The organism is Nocardioides fonticola, assembly GCF_039536805.1.
In the GTDB taxonomy this organism is placed as follows: Bacteria; Actinomycetota; Actinomycetes; order Propionibacteriales; family Nocardioidaceae; genus Nocardioides; species Nocardioides fonticola.
Genome location: NZ_BAAAZH010000028.1, coordinates 90924 through 108509, shown reverse-complemented (window position 1 = coordinate 108509; position 17586 = coordinate 90924). Strand labels below are relative to the sequence as shown.

Annotated in this window: 15 protein-coding genes; 8 read left to right on the top strand and 7 right to left on the bottom strand. The window is 74.1% G+C overall.

The annotated features are described in order from the left end of the window. Nucleotides 1-42: 42 nt before the first annotated feature. Entirely contained in the window at nucleotides 43-4137 is a 4095-nt protein-coding gene (locus ABD671_RS17725) for a hypothetical protein (RefSeq protein WP_344734769.1), read from the bottom strand. Between the two features lie 3 nt (nucleotides 4138-4140). After that, nucleotides 4141-7305 carry a hypothetical protein gene (locus ABD671_RS17720; protein WP_344734768.1) on the bottom strand — a complete coding sequence of 1055 codons (3165 nt, stop codon included), beginning with the start codon at nucleotides 7303-7305 and terminating at the stop codon, nucleotides 4141-4143. Nucleotides 7306-7376: 71 nt separating this feature from the next. On the opposite strand from ABD671_RS17720, the gene ABD671_RS17715 reads away from it, so the two are divergent. The 3 genes from ABD671_RS17715 to ABD671_RS17705 are packed head-to-tail and all read left to right on the top strand — an operon-like array spanning nucleotide 7377 to nucleotide 9999. Further along, the gene (locus ABD671_RS17715) at nucleotides 7377-8195 is read left to right on the top strand and encodes an ABC transporter permease (protein ID WP_344734767.1); all 819 of its coding nucleotides are present in this window, start codon (nucleotides 7377-7379) and stop codon (nucleotides 8193-8195) included. 1 nt (nucleotide 8196) lies between these two features. Next, on the top strand, nucleotides 8197-9006 hold the full coding sequence (locus ABD671_RS17710) for an ABC transporter permease (RefSeq protein WP_344734766.1): 810 nt from the start codon (nucleotides 8197-8199) through the stop codon (nucleotides 9004-9006). Nucleotides 9007-9009: 3 nt separating this feature from the next. Further along, on the top strand, nucleotides 9010-9999 hold the full coding sequence (locus tag ABD671_RS17705; RefSeq protein ID WP_344734765.1) for an ABC transporter ATP-binding protein: 990 nt from the start codon (nucleotides 9010-9012) through the stop codon (nucleotides 9997-9999). On the opposite strand, the gene ABD671_RS17700 is transcribed toward ABD671_RS17705, so the two are convergent. Continuing rightward, a complete protein-coding gene (locus ABD671_RS17700; RefSeq protein WP_344734764.1) occupies nucleotides 9989-11080 on the bottom strand; it encodes a PP2C family protein-serine/threonine phosphatase in 1092 nt (363 codons plus the stop codon). The two genes, ABD671_RS17705 and ABD671_RS17700, sit on opposite strands and share 11 nt — an antisense overlap. 48 nt (nucleotides 11081-11128) lie before the next feature. Here ABD671_RS17700 and ABD671_RS17695 point away from each other — a divergent pair, with 48 nt between their 5' ends. The 4 genes from ABD671_RS17695 to ABD671_RS17680 are packed head-to-tail and all read left to right on the top strand — an operon-like array spanning nucleotide 11129 to nucleotide 13818. Then, nucleotides 11129-11617, top strand: coding sequence for a DUF6328 family protein (locus ABD671_RS17695; RefSeq protein ID WP_344734763.1), 489 nt, complete (start codon nucleotides 11129-11131; stop codon nucleotides 11615-11617). Continuing rightward, entirely contained in the window at nucleotides 11614-12312 is a 699-nt protein-coding gene (locus ABD671_RS17690; RefSeq protein ID WP_344734761.1) for a glycerophosphodiester phosphodiesterase, read from the top strand. Before ABD671_RS17695 ends, ABD671_RS17690 begins: the two co-directional genes overlap by 4 nt. Continuing rightward, the gene (locus tag ABD671_RS17685; RefSeq protein ID WP_344734760.1) at nucleotides 12309-13355 is read left to right on the top strand and encodes an alpha/beta hydrolase; all 1047 of its coding nucleotides are present in this window, start codon (nucleotides 12309-12311) and stop codon (nucleotides 13353-13355) included. The genes ABD671_RS17690 and ABD671_RS17685 overlap by 4 nt, the downstream gene beginning before the upstream one ends. 13 nt (nucleotides 13356-13368) lie before the next feature. After that, nucleotides 13369-13818: a DUF4267 domain-containing protein gene (locus ABD671_RS17680; protein WP_344734759.1), complete on the top strand. Its 450-nt coding sequence runs from the start codon at nucleotides 13369-13371 to the stop codon at nucleotides 13816-13818. 12 nt (nucleotides 13819-13830) lie between these two features. Here the strand turns inward: ABD671_RS17680 and ABD671_RS17675 are convergent, their stop codons facing one another. The 4 genes from ABD671_RS17675 to ABD671_RS17660 form a co-directional block, all read right to left on the bottom strand. Further along, nucleotides 13831-14010, bottom strand: coding sequence for a hypothetical protein (locus ABD671_RS17675; RefSeq protein WP_344734758.1), 180 nt, complete (start codon nucleotides 14008-14010; stop codon nucleotides 13831-13833). 134 nt (nucleotides 14011-14144) lie between these two features. Further along, complete coding sequence (locus ABD671_RS17670) at nucleotides 14145-14918, bottom strand: sulfite exporter TauE/SafE family protein (protein ID WP_344734756.1); 774 nt, start codon at nucleotides 14916-14918, stop codon at nucleotides 14145-14147. A gap of 131 nt (nucleotides 14919-15049) precedes the next feature. After that, entirely contained in the window at nucleotides 15050-15790 is a 741-nt protein-coding gene (locus ABD671_RS17665) for a hypothetical protein (RefSeq protein WP_344734755.1), read from the bottom strand. Between the two features lie 145 nt (nucleotides 15791-15935). Continuing rightward, entirely contained in the window at nucleotides 15936-16733 is a 798-nt protein-coding gene (locus ABD671_RS17660; RefSeq protein ID WP_344734754.1) for an ABC transporter ATP-binding protein, read from the bottom strand. Nucleotides 16734-16785: 52 nt separating this feature from the next. Between ABD671_RS17660 and ABD671_RS17655 the strand changes: the two genes are divergently transcribed. Beyond that, nucleotides 16786-17517, top strand: a complete 732-nt coding sequence (locus ABD671_RS17655; RefSeq protein WP_344734752.1) for a hypothetical protein — start codon at nucleotides 16786-16788, stop codon at nucleotides 17515-17517. Nucleotides 17518-17586 lie beyond the last annotated feature (69 nt).

Sequence of the window (17586 nt, the reverse complement as noted above, 5' to 3'; positions counted from 1 at the left end):
ATCCATGCCCAGCGGGCGGACCGCCCAGCCCGCCCAGCCCGGTCAGCTCGGCAGGGGCAGGGTCGCGACCCACACCGGGCGCAGTCCGGCGAAGTCGCGACGGGCGTCGTCGACCGAGCGGGGCTCCAGCACCAGCGTCGCGGGGTCGTTGGGCGGCGCGGCCGCCCCGGAGACGAGCCCGACCGGCCACCGGTCGAACTCCTCGACGACCACGCGGCGCTGCGGCGAGGCCGAGGCAGCCGGCAGCGACACGTCGGGGTACCCCGTGTCGGTCGCGATGCCGACAGCGGCGGCGACCGTCTGCCATCCGGTGTCGGGCCCACCGCCGGGCTTCTCCTGCAGGGAGACCCGGACGACGGGTCGCGTCTGCTCGCTCGCGCCACGGTGCACCTTGCCGCCGATGCGGGTGACGAGCGCGCCGCCGCTGCGGGAGAGCCGGGCCGTGCGCGCCGGCAGCAGCTGCACCGGGTCGAGGGTGACGATCCGCGACAGCGTGACCGCCTCGGCGAGGTTCGTGCCCGCGGCAGCGGCCATGAGCGGCTGGTAGCGGGCCACGGCGAGCCGCACGAACGCGCCCGGGGCGAGATCCGCGAAGGTGAGGTCGACCCAGTAGGCGTCGCGCTCGGCGTCGTAGGCGACGTCGTGCATGCGGGCGGTGAACGTGGCGGTCGGCTTGATCGTCGAACCGAGCTCCTCCGCGATCGGGAGGCGGGTGACCTCGGTGCCCGAGGTGAGAGCCCCTGTGCGGGGCACGGACTCTCCGGCGCGCAGGGCGGGGTCGGCGCCGTAGGTGGTGACGAGCTTCTCCAGGCGCGTCGTGTCCTCGGTCCCGAGGGTCGCCTTGTCGACGCCGGTGATCACGGCCAGCTGCTCGCCGTCGCCGCTGGACCACCACGGCCGTTCGAGCCACAACCGCAGACCGCTGGTCAGGCGGGCGGCCGAGGAGCCGGCGCCGTCGGACGTGCCGGGCACGATGGTGAAGGACGGGACGACGTAGCGCGGTCGCACCGGTTCGGGCCGCACGCCCGACCGCACGGTGAGGGTGCGCGGCGCCGAGGTGCGCAGCACCGAGCCGCGTACGCCGACGCCGGTCACGATGTTCTTGGCGAAGGCCTTCGCGAGGGTGTCGTCGAGCACCACGAGGGTGACGTGCTCGGTGTCGGGGTCGATGGCGGTGGCGATCTCCGTGCCGCGCGCGAGCCGGCGGCCGTCGAGGTCGAGCAGCACGCTCTCGACGTCCACGTCGTCGGGCAGGACGACGTAGAGGGCGCCGTCGGAGCGCTTGACGGCGCTGACCGGGATCGCCTCGCGCCACTCCTCCACGAAGCGGGAGGTGGCCACGGCCTCGAAGGTCGGCGAGAAGCGCCGCAGGTCCGGCAGCACCAGGGTCGGGGTGGCGTCGAGGTCGGCCATCAGCCCGGTCGTCGTCGAGGGGTCGAGGGTCTGGTCGAGGACGACGTGGCGCCGGACGAGGGTGCGGACCGGTGCGGGCGTGCCGGGGCCGTCGTCGCGCCACTGCGACCACGACGCCCGCACCGTGAGCCCCCCGGTGCTGAGCCGGTGGTAGCGCAGCCCGGTGGTGACGTCGGCGTCCTTCTGGCCCAGCCGTCGGGTGACGGCGATGTCGTCGATGATCGGCGCCTCGAGCGGCGCCCGGACCGCGTGCACGACCTCGACCTCGATGCTGGGGGTCAGGATCGGGACCTTCCCCGAGGCCACCGCGGCCGCCTGGTCGGCCGGCGAGCCACCGAGCTGGGACACCAGGCCGTGCATCCCCAGCAGGGTCGGCGTGGGGCGGGCCCTCAGCTTGACCGTGCGCACCTCGGCGGGGGCGAGGGTGACGGTGACGACCTGCTGGTCGGCGGTGCCGACGACGGGGTCGGTGAGCACCGCCGGCGACCCGAGCGCGCCCGGACGGGCCCGCAGCGCGACGGAGTTCCAGGAGCCGATCTCAGCGAACCCGGTCGGGCTCGCACCCGGCGGCAGGAAGGAGGCCACGGCCTCGCTCCCGCCGTCGGGCGCCACGACCACGCCCGTGGCGAGGGGGTCGGGCAGCCAGTCGACGTCGAGGGGGCGCGGCGTCGCGTCGGGCGGGCCGCTGGGCCCCGTCGTCGGCCCCGTCGTCGGGCTGGTGCTGGGGCCCGTGCTGGGGCCTGCACCTCCGCTGGAGGGGGCGGTCGAGCTGGGGGCGGTGGTGATCGGGGAGGTGGAGGGACTGGTGGAGGGAACCACCGTCGGCGTGACCCCTGGATCGCGGGTCGTCGCGGGCGCGGTGGGCTCGGCGGCAGCGGCCGGTCGCGCGACGTCGGGGGCCGGGCCCTGCTGCGGCGGGGCGCCGGCGTCGAGGTCGGCGATGCGCTTCCAGGAGGCGGCGTCGGGCGCGTGACCGCCGGCGGCGTCGAAGACCCCGTGCAGCAGGCCGACCTCGACCGCGACCCGAGGCGGCACGAGGGTGCGCACAGAGGGCACCTGGGGGCCGAGCCCCGAGGCCGGGTCGGAGCGGACGACGATGCGCCGCGCCGCCTCGCCTGCCGTCAGGGCCGTGGCCGGCGGCGGGAGCACGAGCGGAGCGGGCACCGGGTCCCAGCGGTAGTAGGGCGTGTCGGCCGTCGCCGGGGCGCCGGACCACTCCCCCATCCCGCGTCCGGTCACGTCGACCGCGCGGGCCCGCAGGACGTAGGAGCGGCCGAAGCGGAGCGAGGCCAGCCGTCCGTCGGTGCCGTCGGCGGCCTGGTCGGGCACGGTGGCGTCCATGGTGAGCCAGGTGAGCGGCGCCCGCTCCGGCTCGGCCTCGACCGAACTGCCCTCCGCGGTCTGGATCATCTGCCGCCCCGGGCGCGGGACCGCGACGCTCCAGCCGTCGAAGCGGGCGACGACGTCGCTGACGAGGAGGTTCGGCGAGCCGGGCTTCTGGGCGCGGGCAGCGACGGTGACGGCGGCCTCGTCGACGGCGGTGAAGCTCAGCGGCACCCGGGTGCCGGTGTCGGCGCGGTACTCGACGCGCCGATGGCCCAGACCGAACCAGGCGTCGCCGGCGTCGGCCGGCGAGACCTGCACGTGGGCGCCGACGGCGAGGTCGTCGGCATAGAGCAGCGGCGTGTGGCCGGAGACCAGCGTGGCCGCGACCTGGCGGGCACGGGCGATCTGCTTCTGCACCACGATCGCCCGGTTGGCCATCGCGAGGGTCAGGCCGGCGCTGCGTCCGGCGGGCGGCGCGGCGGTCTTCGCGTCGGGTCCGGTGGCGACGCCGAGCAGCTGGGCGGCCGCGCCGTCGACGTCGAGGCTGTGCACCGAGTACGCGTCGTCGTCGAGGCGGTAGCGCAGCCCGGTGTCGAGGAGGCTGCCCGAGGCCGGGAGCGCCCGGAAGATCCTGCTCGAGGCGGAGGCCTTGAGGGCGCAGGCGGTGCGGGTGGAGAGCACGGTGGCCGGCACCGAACCACCCGGCTTCCAGGTGGTCCGCACCATCACCGAGGAGACCGAGGACGTCGAGGACGGCGGCGTGGCGGTGAGCTCGACCACCAGGCCGAGCCGCTCGAGCAGCGGCCCGTGATCGCTCATGAGCGAGAGCCGCTCGTGGAAGTCGGGCTCGAGGGAGCCCCGGCTCACCTGGGTGCTCACCGGCGTCCGGGGCCGGTAGAAGCCGCGCAGCGCGGTGAACGCCGCGGTCGGCTGCTTGGCACCGCGGTTGTCGGGCAGCGGCTCGCGCACGCGGGCGGCGGTGATGGCCGCCCGCCCGGCGTCGGTGGCGGCGAGGGTCGGCCGGGTGAAGGAGGAGAGCACCGCAGCGGCGACGCCGGCGTAGCTGTACCCGGCAACGCTCGCGGCGGGCGGCGGCGTCCCGTCGAAGGAGGTGACCGGCACCTCCGGGCGCAGGATCGCCTTCCAGAATCCGGAGTCGCCGTCGTCGTCGACCGAGGCCGCGGCCGCCCAGGTGTTCCCGGCGTCCCACGACACCTGCCAGGCGAGCTGCTGGGCCGGCCAGTCGAGCCACGCGGGGAAGTCCTCGAGTGTCGCTCCCGAGCCGGTGTAGCTCAGCCGCGGGGAGATGTGGACGCCGATGCGCACGCTCGTCCCCCGGTCGTCCCACCCCCGCGGGACGGCGGTGAGCACGATCGTCTGCCGACGCTTGCTGATCATGGGTCAGGCTCCCGGGGCGAAGGCGGCCGCGTAGGACGCCCAGGTGGACTGGTCGGGGTAGCTGTCGGCGAAGGTGAAGGAGCCGTCGGACGGCGCGCCCGCCCGCCCGGCCGTCGTCCGCGAGCCGATGGCCTTCTTCTGGGCGCCGCCGGTGAACGTCTTCTGCACCGAGGCGTGCACGGTCTTCGACACCCAGCAGACCTCGATCTTCATCGCCAGCTCGGCCACACCGCTGAGGCTGACCGGATCGCTGTCGACGTAGGTGAGGCTGATCTCGAAGACGACGCTCACCGAGACCAGACCGAGCACCTCCAGGGCACCGGAGGCCCGGAAGAACCCGGTGAGCGAGAGGTCGCCCTTCGCGGGCAGGGCGAGCACGAGCCCAGCCGAGACCGAGATCGCGCCGGCTGCGACGCCGAGGTCGATGCCCACGCCGCCGCACACGGCCAGGGACACCTCGAGGTTGCTGATCGAGCCGCCGTCGAGCTCGATCGCGCAGTAGCCGCCGCCGCCGAAGGGCCCGTAGAGCACCTGGAAGGGGTTCTCGTGGGTCGCGAAGTTGAAGCGGGCGCCGAGGCCGCCGATGAACAGCAGGTCGACCCCGAAGCCGAAGCTCAGGCCGTTGAGCTGGAAGACGCCGACCTGGACGTCGGGCAGCTTGATCGACTGGCTGACGTGCAGGCCGGAGAGGTCGACGTCGATGTCGGGGTCGAAGCCGCGCCGCGCCGTCCGCGCCAGTGAGGCCGACGCCGGGGTCGCGCGGTAGGCGGTGGCCGGGCGGCCGGCGTCCTCGTCGTCGGAGAGGAAGGGCTCGAGGATGGCGGCCAGCTGCTGCACGAACGCGAGCGGACCGAGGAACCCGACCTGCCCGAGCACGAGGGTGAGGTCGAACGGCGCCGCCGTGGTGGAGGTGATGTGCAGGTCGTCGACCGGCAGCTGCACCAACCCGGCCAGTTCGAGGGTCGACTTCGTCAGACGCGCGTCGAGGGAGTGCTCCGGCGGCTTGTCGCCACCGGCGGCCAGCTTCGCGACGATCGCGAGCGTGCCGGGGAAGAAGTGGAGCGGGCCGAGGCTGTAGGTCTTGAGCTTCGGCGTCAGCGTCGTCGTCACGGTCTGGCGCTGGTCGACGACCTCCGTGATGGCCTTCGGCAGGGCGCCGAGATCGCCGCCGAGGATGATCGAGGCCAGCGGGATCTGACCGAAGAGCGTGAGCTTGTCGTAGATGTCGGCGGCCGCGGACACGCCGTCCGCGAGCTTGTCGTACGCCTCCTCGGTGGCGGCCAGCACGGCACCGACCTTGGTCGAGAGCCCCTGGTAGATCTGCGGGAGCGAGCCGAGGCCACCGGTGAGGCTGTCGGGCACGGGGGCGTCGAAGGAGACCTTCGGCTTGAGGAAGACTCCGCCGGCGTTGTCCTCCTCGGCCAGGTACTGCGTCGGCCACACGTGGGTCGTGGGCGAACCGGACGGCGGGGTGGCGCGCCGCGCCGACCCGGGCGCGCTCGCCGCTCCGGCCAGGGCGCTCACGGCGGGGACGACGGCGTCCAGCTTGGTGAAGACCGGGCGGAAGTTCGCCTGCTTCTGGGCGGCGGACTCCGCGCTGGTGAGCGAGACCGGGGTGACGTCGACCGATGCCGTGGTGACCTGGACCCGGGTGCTGCCGGGGGTCGGCGGCGGGATCAGCGCCATGCTGCGACCGCCGAGGTCGACACCTGCGACCTTCTCCTCCTTCGCATCAGCCCAGATCTTCGCGGGCGCGGCCGCCTTGTCGAGCAGCTCGACGGGCATGAACCCGACGGTGGAGGTGAAGGGCACCTCGGTGCCCTCCCAATCGACGCCGACGAACGGCAGCTTCAGCACCCCGCCGCCGTCGGCCAGCCGCGGGATGCCGCCCTGGGTCTTCTCAGCGCGCAGCTTGACCGGGGGGCTGGTGCGCACCGTGCAGCGCACCGACGCGAACGGCAGCCGCGACCCGCCGAGCTTGCCCTGGACGATGCGCTTCTTGGGCAGCGAGGTGTCGACCACCGGCTGGGTGACGACGACGGTGACGACCTTCTCCAGGACGCCGACCGCCCGCGCCGCCGGCCCCGACCCGCGCAGCCGCTGGCGGCGCCAGGTCTCCTCCACGATGACCGCCGGGTGCCCCCAGGGCAGCAGGAAGCCCTTGGTGACGGTCTTGACGTACTGGTCGCGGCCGAGGGTGGTGCGGTGGTCCCAGGCGGTGAGCGAGGCGCCCTTCGGCGTGGGCCACCGGCCGTGGATCTCGACGCTCGCTCCCAGCGAGCTGACGATGAACTCCTCCGCGGTCACCGGTCCGCTTCCCGACGTCGTCGTGTCGACGTTCGCGAGCTTGAGGATGGCCTTGCGGTCGGTGGCGTCGAGCGGCAGCTTCAGGCTGGTCGGCAGCGTGTCGACGACCCGCAGCAGCGGGGCCGCGCCCGTGCTGGTGGTCAGGCGGCTGTGCCACAGCTCGGTCGCCCGGGCCGGCTTGCCGTCGGCACCGGTCAGCACCCGCGGAGTCGGGTCGTGCCGCCAGACCGGCGTCCCGAGGGGGCGCACCGAGATGCGGTACGGCGCCTCGAGGAGGGAGGTGGCATCCGTCGGTCCGGTCCACACCGGTTGCAGGCCCGACCAGTCGAGCAGGGAGGCGATGTCGTAGCCGATGCGCGTGCCGACCGGCACGGTGAAGAGCAGCAGGGCCGGCTGGCCGAGCTCGGCCTTGACCAGCGGCGAGCCGGTCGAGACCGCACCCGCGCCGTGGGTGTAGGACTCGCCGAGCGACTGGGCCGGAAGCACGAAGCCGAGCGTGGCCGGCTCGGCGCCGGCCGCCTCGAGCTGGACGACGCCGTCCTGCTCGACCTCGCGGAACCCGCTGCGGACGACGTCGAGCACCAGCTGGTCGGCGTCGCGACGCACCCGCTCGACGACCGTCGCGGTGTCGCGGTCGAGCACCCGGTAGTCGTCGGTGGCCAGGTCGGCGACGGCCGCGACCACCTGGCGACCCCACGAGGTGCCGCCGAGGGCGGCGAGGCCGACCACGACCCCGCCTGCGCCGACGACGCCGCGCCGGCGCACCTGCGCGCCGAGGACCGCTCCGTCCCTCGGGACCGTTCCCGCTCCGGTCCCTGCTGCGGTCTCCGCTGCGGTGGCGCCGGCCGACTCCTCGCTCATGAGCGGCAGGCTAGGGACGCCGGTTTGAAGGATCCTTAAATCGGTGGCCGTCGGCACTACTGTCGAGGCTCGTGGCAGGCATCGGGGACGCCGTCGGGCTCGGCACGAGGATCGCCGCGCTCTCCTTCCGCCGCTACGCCACCTACCGCGCCGCGACCCTCGCCGGGGCGTTCACCAACTCGGTCTTCGGCGTCATCAACGCCTACGTGCTCCTGGCGGTCTGGCGCGCCAACCCCGGCGTCGGCGGCTACGACGCCGTCGACGCGGTGACGTTCGTGTGGCTCAGTCAGGGTCTGCTGACCGTCGTGTCGATCTGGCGCGGCGGCGCCGACGCCGACCTGTCCGATCGCATCCGCAGCGGCGACGTCGTCCTCGACCTGCAGCGGCCGGTCAGCTTGCTCGGCTGGTACCTCGCGGCCGATCTGGGTCGCGCCGCCTACCAGCTGGTCACCCGCGGCGTCGTCCCGGTGGTCGTCGGGGCGCTCCTCTTCGACCTGCGCTGGCCGCACGGCTGGGCTGTGCCGGCCTTCCTGCTGGCGGTGCTCCTCGGCGTCGTCGTGAGCTTCAGCCTGCGCATGCTGGTGGCGCTCTCGGGGTTCTGGCTGCTCGACGACACCGGGCTGCGCAACGTGCTGGCCTTCCTGGCGATCTTCCTCTCCGGTCTGACCCTCCCGCTCGTGCTCTTCCCGGGGGTGCTCGGCACGATCGCGTTCGCCTCCCCCTTCGCCACCTACCTCCAACTGCCGGCCGACCTGTGGCTGGGCACCCGGTCGAGCGCCGACGCATGGGGCGGTCTCGGGCTCGCCGCCGCCTGGGCCGCGGTCGGGCTGGTCGTCTGCTCGATGGTGCTGCGCCGCGCGACGGCGAAGGTGGTGGTGCAGGGTGGCTGACGTGCTGCGCACCTGGGGTCGCGCCGGCGTCGACTACGTGCGGATCGCACGGATGTGGGGGCGCGCCCTGCGCACCTACCGCGCCTCGTTCTGGATGCTCGTGGTGAGCAGTTTCGTGACCTCGAGCCTCGACTTCGTCGCCCTGGCGATCGTCTTCACCCACCTCGACCGGCTGGCCGGTTTCGACGTCCGCGAGATCGCCTTCCTCTACGGCGCCAGCGGACTCGGGATCGGCGTCGCCGACCTGCTCGTGGGCCGGGTCGAACGCCTGGGAGCGATGATCCGCACCGGCGCGCTCGACGCGATGCTGACCCGACCCGTCCCCCTGCTGGTGCAGGTGTGCGCCGACGAGTTCGCCCTGCGGCGGATCACGCGCATCGTCCAGGCCGGAGCGGTCTTCGCGTGGGGCTGCTGGTGGATCGACTGGACGCCGTCGCGCGCCGCCCTGACGGTGCTCATGGTCGTCTGCTCCGCCGCGATCTTCATCGGGCTCTTCCTCGGCTTCGCCACGGTGCAGTTCTGGACCCAGGAATCCGCCGAGGTCGCCAACGCCTTCACCTACGGCGGCAACACGATCACCCAGTACCCGCTGTCGGTCTACCCGGGCGAGGTGGTCAAGGCGCTCACCTTCGGCGTCCCCGTCGCGTTCGTCAGCTGGTACCCGGCGCTGGAGGTGCTGGGCCGCCGCGACCCGTTCGGCAGCCCTGCGTGGTTCGCCTACGCCCCGCCCGTGGCCGCCCTCGCGGTCGGGACGGCGGCCGCCCTCGCCTGGCGCGCCGGCGTCCGGCACTACCGATCGACCGGGAGCTGAGCCGTGACACCCGAGACCCCCGCGACACCCGGGATCCCCGGCGACACCGTCATCGTGGCCGAGCACCTGCGCCGCGTGTTCCCGCGGCGCGGTCGCCCCGACGTCGTCGCCGTCGACGACCTCAGCTTCACCGTCCGGCGCGGCGAGGTGCTCGGGCTGCTCGGGCCGAACGGCGCGGGGAAGTCGACGACGATCAAGATGCTCACCGGCATCCTGGTCCCGACCGCCGGGCGGCTGGAGGTGGCCGGGGTCGACCCCACGCGGCACCGCACCGCGCTCGCCCGCCGCATGGGCGTGCTCTTCGGGCAACGCACCACCCTGTGGTGGGACCTCCCGCTGGGCGACTCCCTCGACCTGCTCGGACGCGTGCACCGGGTGCCGCCCGATCGGCTGCGACGCACCCGGGAGCTGCTCGTCGACGTCCTCGACCTCGGCCCGCTGCTGGGCACGCCGGTGCGCCAGCTGAGCCTGGGGCAGCGGGTGCGCGGCGATCTGGCGGCCGCGCTCCTGCACGGCCCCGACCTGCTCTACCTCGACGAACCGACGATCGGCCTCGACATCACCAGCAAGCGCCGTCTGCGCGAGCTGCTGACGACGCTCATCGCCGAGTCGGGGGTCACCCTGCTGCTCACCACCCACGACCTCTCCGACGTCGAGGCGCTGTGCCGCCGGGTGCTCGTCATCGACCACGGCACCGCCATCTTCGACGGCGACCTCGCGGCTCTGCACGTCGCGGGCGGCTCGGCGCGCACCCTGGTGGTCGACCTGGTCGCCCCGGTGCCGTCCCTCGAGGCGCCCGGCGCGACCACCGTGCGCACCGAGGACGACGGACGACGCCACTGGCTGCGGCTCCCCCAGGACGCCAGCACCGCGCCCGTCATCGCCGCGATCGCGGCCGCGCACGAGATCGCCGACCTGAGCGTGCGCGAGCCCGAGATCGAGGACGTCGTCGCCCGGCTCTACAGCGGCGGAGGCCCGGCGGTCAGCGACTGACCAGGAACACCGCTCGGTCGTCGTCCCCGCGGCTGACCTGGCGGACGATCCGGCGCGCGGCCCCCTCGAAACCGGGGGCGACGGCCCGGCGGGCGACCTCCTGGAGCCAGGCGATGCCCTCCTCGATGTCGCCGCCGCGGCTCTCGACCACGCCGTCGGTGTAGAAGAGCAGCGCCTCGCCGGGGGCGAGCTTGCCCTCGCTGGCCTCGAGTTCGGGGTGGCGGTGGATGCCGAGGGCGAGGCCGCGGGCGTTGTCGACGAGCCACGCGCCCTGGGCGTGGTCCCAGCGCAGGGCGGGCGGGTGTCCGGCGCTCAGCACGAGGTAGCGCCCGCTGTCGAGCTCCAGACGCACGTAGGCCGCGGTCGCGAAGGTCTCCTCGGCGGGTTGGCGCAGCAGGAAGTCGTTGGCGGCCTCCATGAGCCGCCGCGGCGGCATCGCGCCGATGAGGCCGCCGAGGGCCCCGGCGAACTGGAGCGCGTCGACCCCGGCGGCCACGCCCTTGCCGACCACGTCGACGAGGATGACCTCCAGGACCGGTGTCGTGCCCTCGTCGTCGACCGCGGCCATCATGAAGTCCCCGGCGTACCCGACGTCGTGGGCGGCGATCATCGCGGTCTGGGTGTACCAGGGCGCCGGCAGGGGCGGGATACGACCCTGCGCCTGGAGCCGCTCGCGCAGGTCGGCCAGCATCGCCTCGCCGAGCGGGGTCGGCAGGCCCGTGCGCTGGCCACGGGCGTGGTGGAGCGCCAGCAGACCACCCACGACGAGCGCGATCATCCCCGAGAGCCGGGCGGACCCGAAGGTGCCGTCGTGCAGGCCGTCGTAGACCCCGATGCCGATCGCGCCGACGACGGTGTAGACGGTGAGGATCATGAGCGGCACGTAGCGCAGCAGCAGCATGCCGACGAGCAGCCAGAGGAAGTAGGTGCTGACCGGGAGCACCGAGTAGAACGGCAGGCTGACCGCCAGGCAGACGGTGACGCCGAGCAGCATGAAGGCCAGCACACTCGCCTGGCTGCGCCGGGTGCCGGTGCGCCACGACCGGACCAGCGCGCCGGTTCCTGCCGAGAACGCCCGCACCGGCCCAGCATAGAGGCGCCGAGGCCGCCGCGATGGGAGACTGCACAGGTGGCCGTCCCCGACCAGCCCCCCGCCGCCGACGCCGCTGCGGAGTCCGTCTCCGAGCGCCTCGACCGCAAGTTCGACGACCTCCTCCAGGAGCTCCGTGTCGCCCAGACCGGCGCCCAGCTGCTCGCCGGCATCCTCGTCACGCTGCCGTTCCAGCCCGCCTTCGACGACCTCGACTCCTTCCAACGCGGCCTCTACCTCCTGCTGTTGGCCAGCGCGCTGCTGACGACCGCGGCCGTCCTCACTCCGATCGCGGTGCATCGGCGCCTCTCGGGGCGCCACCACAAGGACTCCGTGGTGCGCGTGGCACGACAGGCCCTCGGCGTCGTGCTCGGCACGCTCTCCGTGCTCGTGGTCGGCCTGGCGATGCTGGTCGTCGACGTCGTCGTGGGGCGCGCCGAGGCCGTCGTGGCGGCGTCCCTGCTCGCGGTGCTGATGGTCTCGCTGCTGGTGGTGCTCCCCCGGCTGCTGGTGCGGGAGCGCCGATGAGGGCCGCCCGCGGCCGGGTGCTGGTCAGCGCCCACCGCTGCAACGACCGCGCGCTCATCGAGCGGGCCATCGACCTCGGCGCCGACTACGTCGAGTTCGATCTGGTGCGGGAAGGCGACGCCGTGGTCGTGGCGCACGACCCCGGGTCGTCCGGCACGATCGGCTATCCCGACGTCCTCGCGCTGCTCGCCGCCTCCGCCTGCGGCGTCCACCTCGACCTGAAGTTCGGCACCGCGACCCACGCGTTGGAGGTCGAGGTCGTCGAGGCGGCCCTGGCCGCTGTCGGGGTCGAGCGCCTCGTCGTCACCACCGGACGCGAGCGGGTCATCCGGCATCTGCGCGACTGGGCCGACACCCGCGGGCAGCCGCTGCGTCTCGGGCTCTCGCTCGGCACCGACACCGCCGGACGGCCCTGGCGCGAACGCTGGCGCGTGCTGCGCTCGGAGCTCTTCCCGGCGAGCCGCCTGGCGGCCTGCGGTGCGGACGTCGTCGTCGCGCACTGGTCGCTGGCGGCCCTCACCCTGCGCGGCTACTGCCGCCGCCACCGGGTGCCCCTGCTCGTGTGGACCGTCGACAGCCCCCGGGCCCTGGCCTACTGGCTGCGGCCGGGCCGGGCCTGGATGGTCACCACCAACCGCCCGGCGCAGGCCCTCCACCAGCGACCGGCACCCTCTCGAGGAAGGCAGCACGCATGAGCGAGGAGCACCGGGACGCCACGCCCGGGCGCAGCACCGATCAGCCGACGCGCGTCCCCGACGTCCTCGGCGGATCGTGGACGGCCGAGACGATCCCGTTGGCCGACGACCGCGAGGGCGAGGTGGTCGCGACCCTCGTGCACCACCCGGCGCCGGAGCACACCGGCCGCGCCGTCCTGCACGTGCACGGGTTCGCCGACTACTTCTTCCACACCGAGTTCGCCGCGTGGTGGCTCGCGCGGGGCTACGACTTCTACGCCCTCGACCTGCGCAAGTACGGCCGCTCGCTGCGGCCGCACCAGACGCCCAACCACGTCGACGACCTCGGTGAGCACGACGAGGAGCTCGACGCCGCCTGGCAGCGCATCGTCGAGCGCGACGGGCACCGGCAGGTCGTCGGGTCGGCGCACTCCACCGGCGGGCTGACCCTGCCGCTCTGGCTCGACGACCGCCGTCCCCCCGAGCTCGCCGGCCTCGTCCTCAACTCCCCCTGGCTCGACCTCCAGGGCCACCCGCTGCTGCGCACCGTCGGCACCGTCGTCATCGACCGCCTCGGACGCCGGCAGCCGATGCGGGTCATCCCGCGCGACGTCTCCGGCGTGTACGGCCGCACCCTGCATCGCGACCACGAGGGCGAGTGGGACTTCCACCTGCCCTGGAAGCCGATCGAGTCCTTCCTGGTGCACGCCGGCTGGCTGGCCGCCGTCCGACGCGGCCATGCCCGGGTGCACCGCGGGCTCGGTCTGAGCGTGCCGACGCTCGTGCTCTCCAGCGACCGGTCGAGCCTGACGACCGAGGTCGACGACGACGCCCGCAGCAGCGACATCGTGCTCGACGTCGAGCAGATCCGGCGGTGGTCGACGAAGATCTCGAGCCACGTCACCTCGATCGCGGTGCCGGGCGCGCTGCACGACGTCGTCCTCTCCCGGCCGGAGGTGCGGGCAGAGGCCTACCGGCACCTCGCGGTGTGGTGCGACGGCGTTCTGGCCGCGACGCTCGGCGCGTCACCGGTCCGATCGGACGGCGGGCTCGGCGGGGCCTAGTAGGGTCCGCGACATGAACCCTGTGACCGGTCTCTCACTGGCCCGTATCGGCATCGGCGCCCTCGCCCTCGCCCGTCCCGACACCGCCGCCCAGGCCTTCGGCCTCGACCCGGCGAGCAACCCGCAGGCCACCTACGTCACCCGGCTCTTCGGTTCGCGCGAGATCGCGCTCGGCACCATCACCCTGCTCTCCCGCGGCAAGGCGCGCCCGGGCATCGTGCTGCTCGGCGTCGGTGTCGACGCCGCCGACGTCGCCACCGGCTACCTCGGCCCGAAGGAGGGTCAGGTCAGCACCAAGGCCGGCGCGACGCTGGTCGGACCGGCCATCCTCGCCGTCCTGATGGGACTCGCGGGCCTGCGCCCGGCCAAGAGCCGGGAGAAGAAGGCCGCGGCCAAGGCCGCCGCGAAGAGCGAGCGGAAGCTGGAGAAGAAGGCGGCCAAGAAGCTCGCGAAGGCCGCCTGACCCGCCGCTCCGTCACGAGCGGTCGAGGTGCGTGCGCAGCGAGCCCAGCCGGTGGTCGAGGTGCGAGCGCAGCGAGCCCAGCCGGTGGTCGAGGTGCGAGCGCAGCGAGCCCAGCCGGTGGTCGAGGTGCGAGCGCAGCGAGCCCAGCCGGTGGTCGAGGTGCGAGCGCAGCGAGCCACGAGACCCCCGCACCCGACCACCCGCCGATACCGGACGCCGTCCGGCTCACCGGGTCTCGCGGCTCGTCGCCAGCGCTCCTCGCACCTCGACCACCGGCGACCTCTCGCGGCGTCACCGCCGCTCCTCGCCCGTCGGATCCGGCGCGCTCAGGTCACCAGGATCGAGACGAACGCCGCCAGACCCACCGCCACCACGAGCCCGCGCAGGACCGTGGGTGGCAGGCGGCGTCCGTACGAGCCGCCGAGGATGCCCCCGAGCCCCGAACCCACGGCTAGGAGCAGGGCGATCCACCAGTCGACGTCGGCCACCAGGGCGAACAGCAGGCCCGCGACGCCGTTGATCGCGGCGGCCAGCGCGTTCTTCACCGCGTTCACACGGTGCAAGTCGGTGCTGTAGCCGACGCCGAGCAGCGCGATCAGCATGACGCCCTGCGCGGCACCGAAGTAGCCGCCGTAGACGCCGGTGCCGACCACGGCAGGTGAGAGCCAGCGCGGTTCGGGCAGGATCCCGTCGGACGCCACCCGGCCCTCCGGCGCGCGCCGGGCGACCCACCGCGAGACGGGCGGTCCGGCCACCACGAGCCCGACGCCGAGCAGCACGAGGGCCGGCACCACGGCCTCGAACGCGTCCGAGGGCAGCGCCAGCAGGAGCACGGACCCGAGGAGGCTGCCCGCGACGGCCGCCAGGCCCCACCGGAGGAGCCGGGACCGCTGGCCGGCCAGTTCGCGGCGATAGGCCACGGCCCCGAACAGGGCGCCGGGCACGAGACCGATGTTGTTGGAGACGTTCGCGACCACCGGCGGCACGCCCAGGGAGAGCAGGAGCGGGAACGTCAGCAGCGTCGCCGACCCGACCACGCTGTTGATGACCCCGGCCGCCACGCCGGCGGCGAGCACGAGCAGGGAGTCGCCGGGGGTCACGGCAGGCCACCCTAGGCCGGTGGCGCCGGCCGGCGGCGTCCGCCCCTCCCCCGGCCGTCCGCGGTGCGAGGGAGAGGGAGGGGCGGTCCCGGCGCCGAACGGCCGCCGATCAGTCGCGGATCAGCAGCGGATCAGTCGTCGGACTGCCGGAAGGTGACCTGCGTCGGGATCGTCGCCGAGGGGACGCAGAGCGCCCACACGACGACCTTCTCGGGCGCCTTGTCCGAGACCTGGCCGGCGTTGCCGCCGAACTGGACGATCCACCCGTCGAGCCGGCCCGCACGCGGCGTGTTGGTGCTCCAGTCCATGCGGCCGGGGAACGACGACGACACGGGCGTGTTGCGGCTGATCGCCTTGTCGCCCGAGTCGAGGCCGACCGTCTGGACGCCACCGGCGATCGCCACGAACGCGGTGCTCGTCGTGCTGCAGGCGACCGTGGCGACGGCGCCGGCGTTGGTGTCGCCCTGGTCGTAGACGGCCTGGGAGTAGAAGGCGCCGGCGAGACCGGACGGACCGGCAGGGCCCGCCGGGCCGGGGCTGCCGGCAGGGCCGGCGGGACCGGCCGGGCCGGCAGGGCCCGCCTCGCCGGTGGCACCGGCGGCGCCGGCCTCACCCGGGACGCCCTGCGCGCCGGTCGGGCCGGGGATGCCGGCGGGACCGACGGGGCCGGCCTGGAGGACGCCGGGCTTGAGCTCGGAGCGACCGACGCTGCGCTCGGCGAGGTTCTTGGCGGTGATGGTGTTGCGGGCGATGTCGTCGCCGGTGATGAGCCGGGCGGCGACCGAGGTGGAGATGCCGCCGGCCACGAACATCGCGGCGGCAGCGGTGACGATCGAGCCCGACTTCAGGGCGCGCTTGTACGACAGGGGCATGGGGAGGCTCCAGTGCTGGGGAGGGAGGAGTGACGGGTGTCACTCGGGATGGCTGGACCCTAGGTGGAACGTCCGACGGAATACCCCCGGACGCACCCGAACCACCCCTGCGGGCGAGGCTTCCGCGCTGTCGCCGCGCTCCCGATCAGCGGGCGCGGGTGCGCCGTCGCGCCGACCACCGGTCGTCGTCGGTGTGGGTGACCACCAGCGGGAGTCCGAAGGTCGCGGCGAGGTTGACCTCGGTGAGGACGTCGGTCAGCAGACCGGCCTCGACCACCTTTCCGTCGCGCAGCAGGAGCGCGTGGGTGAAGCCGGGCGGGATCTCCTCGAGGTGGTGCGAGACGAGCACCGTGGCCGGCGAGTCGGGGTCGTGGGCGAGCACCGAGAGGGTCGAGACGAGGTCCTCGCGGCCACCGAGGTCGAGGCCCGCGGCGGGCTCGTCGAGGATGAGGAGCTCGGGGTCGCTCATGAGGGCGCGCGCGATCTGCACCCGCTTGCGCTCCCCCTCCGACAGCGTGCCGAAGGTGCGGTCGGCCAGGTGCAGGACGCCGAGCTCGCGCAGCAGCCCGGTGGCGCGCTCGTGGTCGAGGGCGTCGTACTGCTCACGCCAGCGGCCGAGGATGCCGTAGGAGGCCGAGACGACCAGGTCGTGCACCCGCTCATCGCGCGGGAAGCGCTCGGCGATCGCCGCGCTCGTGACGCCGATACGGGGGCGCAGTTCGAAGACGTCGACCCGGCCGAGGGTCTCCTCGAGGAGCCCCGCATGACCCGAGGTCGGGTGCAGCTGGGCGGCGGCGACCTGCATGAGGGTGGTCTTGCCGGCGCCGTTCGGCCCGAGGACGACCCAGCGCTCGTCCTCCTCGACGGTCCAGCTGACGCGGTCGAGGAGATGAGCCTGACCACGACGGACGCTGACGTCGTGGAAGTCGATCACTGCCGCCATGATCGCCACCCTAGCGAGGGGCCCACCCCCACCTGGACTACGGTCTCCTGACGTGTCCGACGCCGTCCTGCTCCCCCCTGCGCTCCGCCTGGCGTGGTGGGGCACCGCGTGGCTGCGCGGCACGGTCGTCACCGACCTGATGCTCGACGAGGTCATCGGCGAGCAGGCCACCCACCTGCTGCGCGAGGACGACGTCGTCCACCCGCTGGCGATCGGGCTCGGCCGGCTCCGGGCCCTCGGCGTGACCGCCCTCGGCGCCGCGTTCCCGGCGGAGGGCGAACCGGTCGGGCTCGGCGGACCGGCGGGGTTCAACGCCGCCGCGCTCGAGGCCGGGGAGGCGGTGGTGGCGACCGGCGCCGAGATCGGCCTGACACCCGAGGTCGTCGGCGGTGCCACGACGTGGGTCATGCACCCGGCGCGACGCCGTCCGCTCGCCGATGTCGGCGCGGCCGACCGCGACCTGCGGCGGCTCCTGGCCGAGACCGCCGATCGCCTCGCCGACCTGGACGTCGCGCGGTGGCGCCCGGAGGCCGCCGACCTGCTCCTCGACCTACGGCGACGCCGTGCGATGACGGCGCCCCCGGGCGTGCCCGCCCGCTGCGTCGACCTGGCCGCGCGGGCGTTGGACGCCCAGGAGATCTGCGAGGTCGCCCTGGCCGATGACGGCGGGGCCGTCTCGGTCTCGGAGGCGATGGCTCGTACCGATGCGCTGCGCCCCCTCGCCCGAGCCGCCCGGGTGGCGCTCGTCGCGGCGGGTTCGCCCGAGGTCTGGCCACCGGACTGAGGTCCGCCGCGCCCTCCCGACAGCGATAGCCTGCCGCCCGATGAGCGAGCGAAGCGAGCGACCCCGACG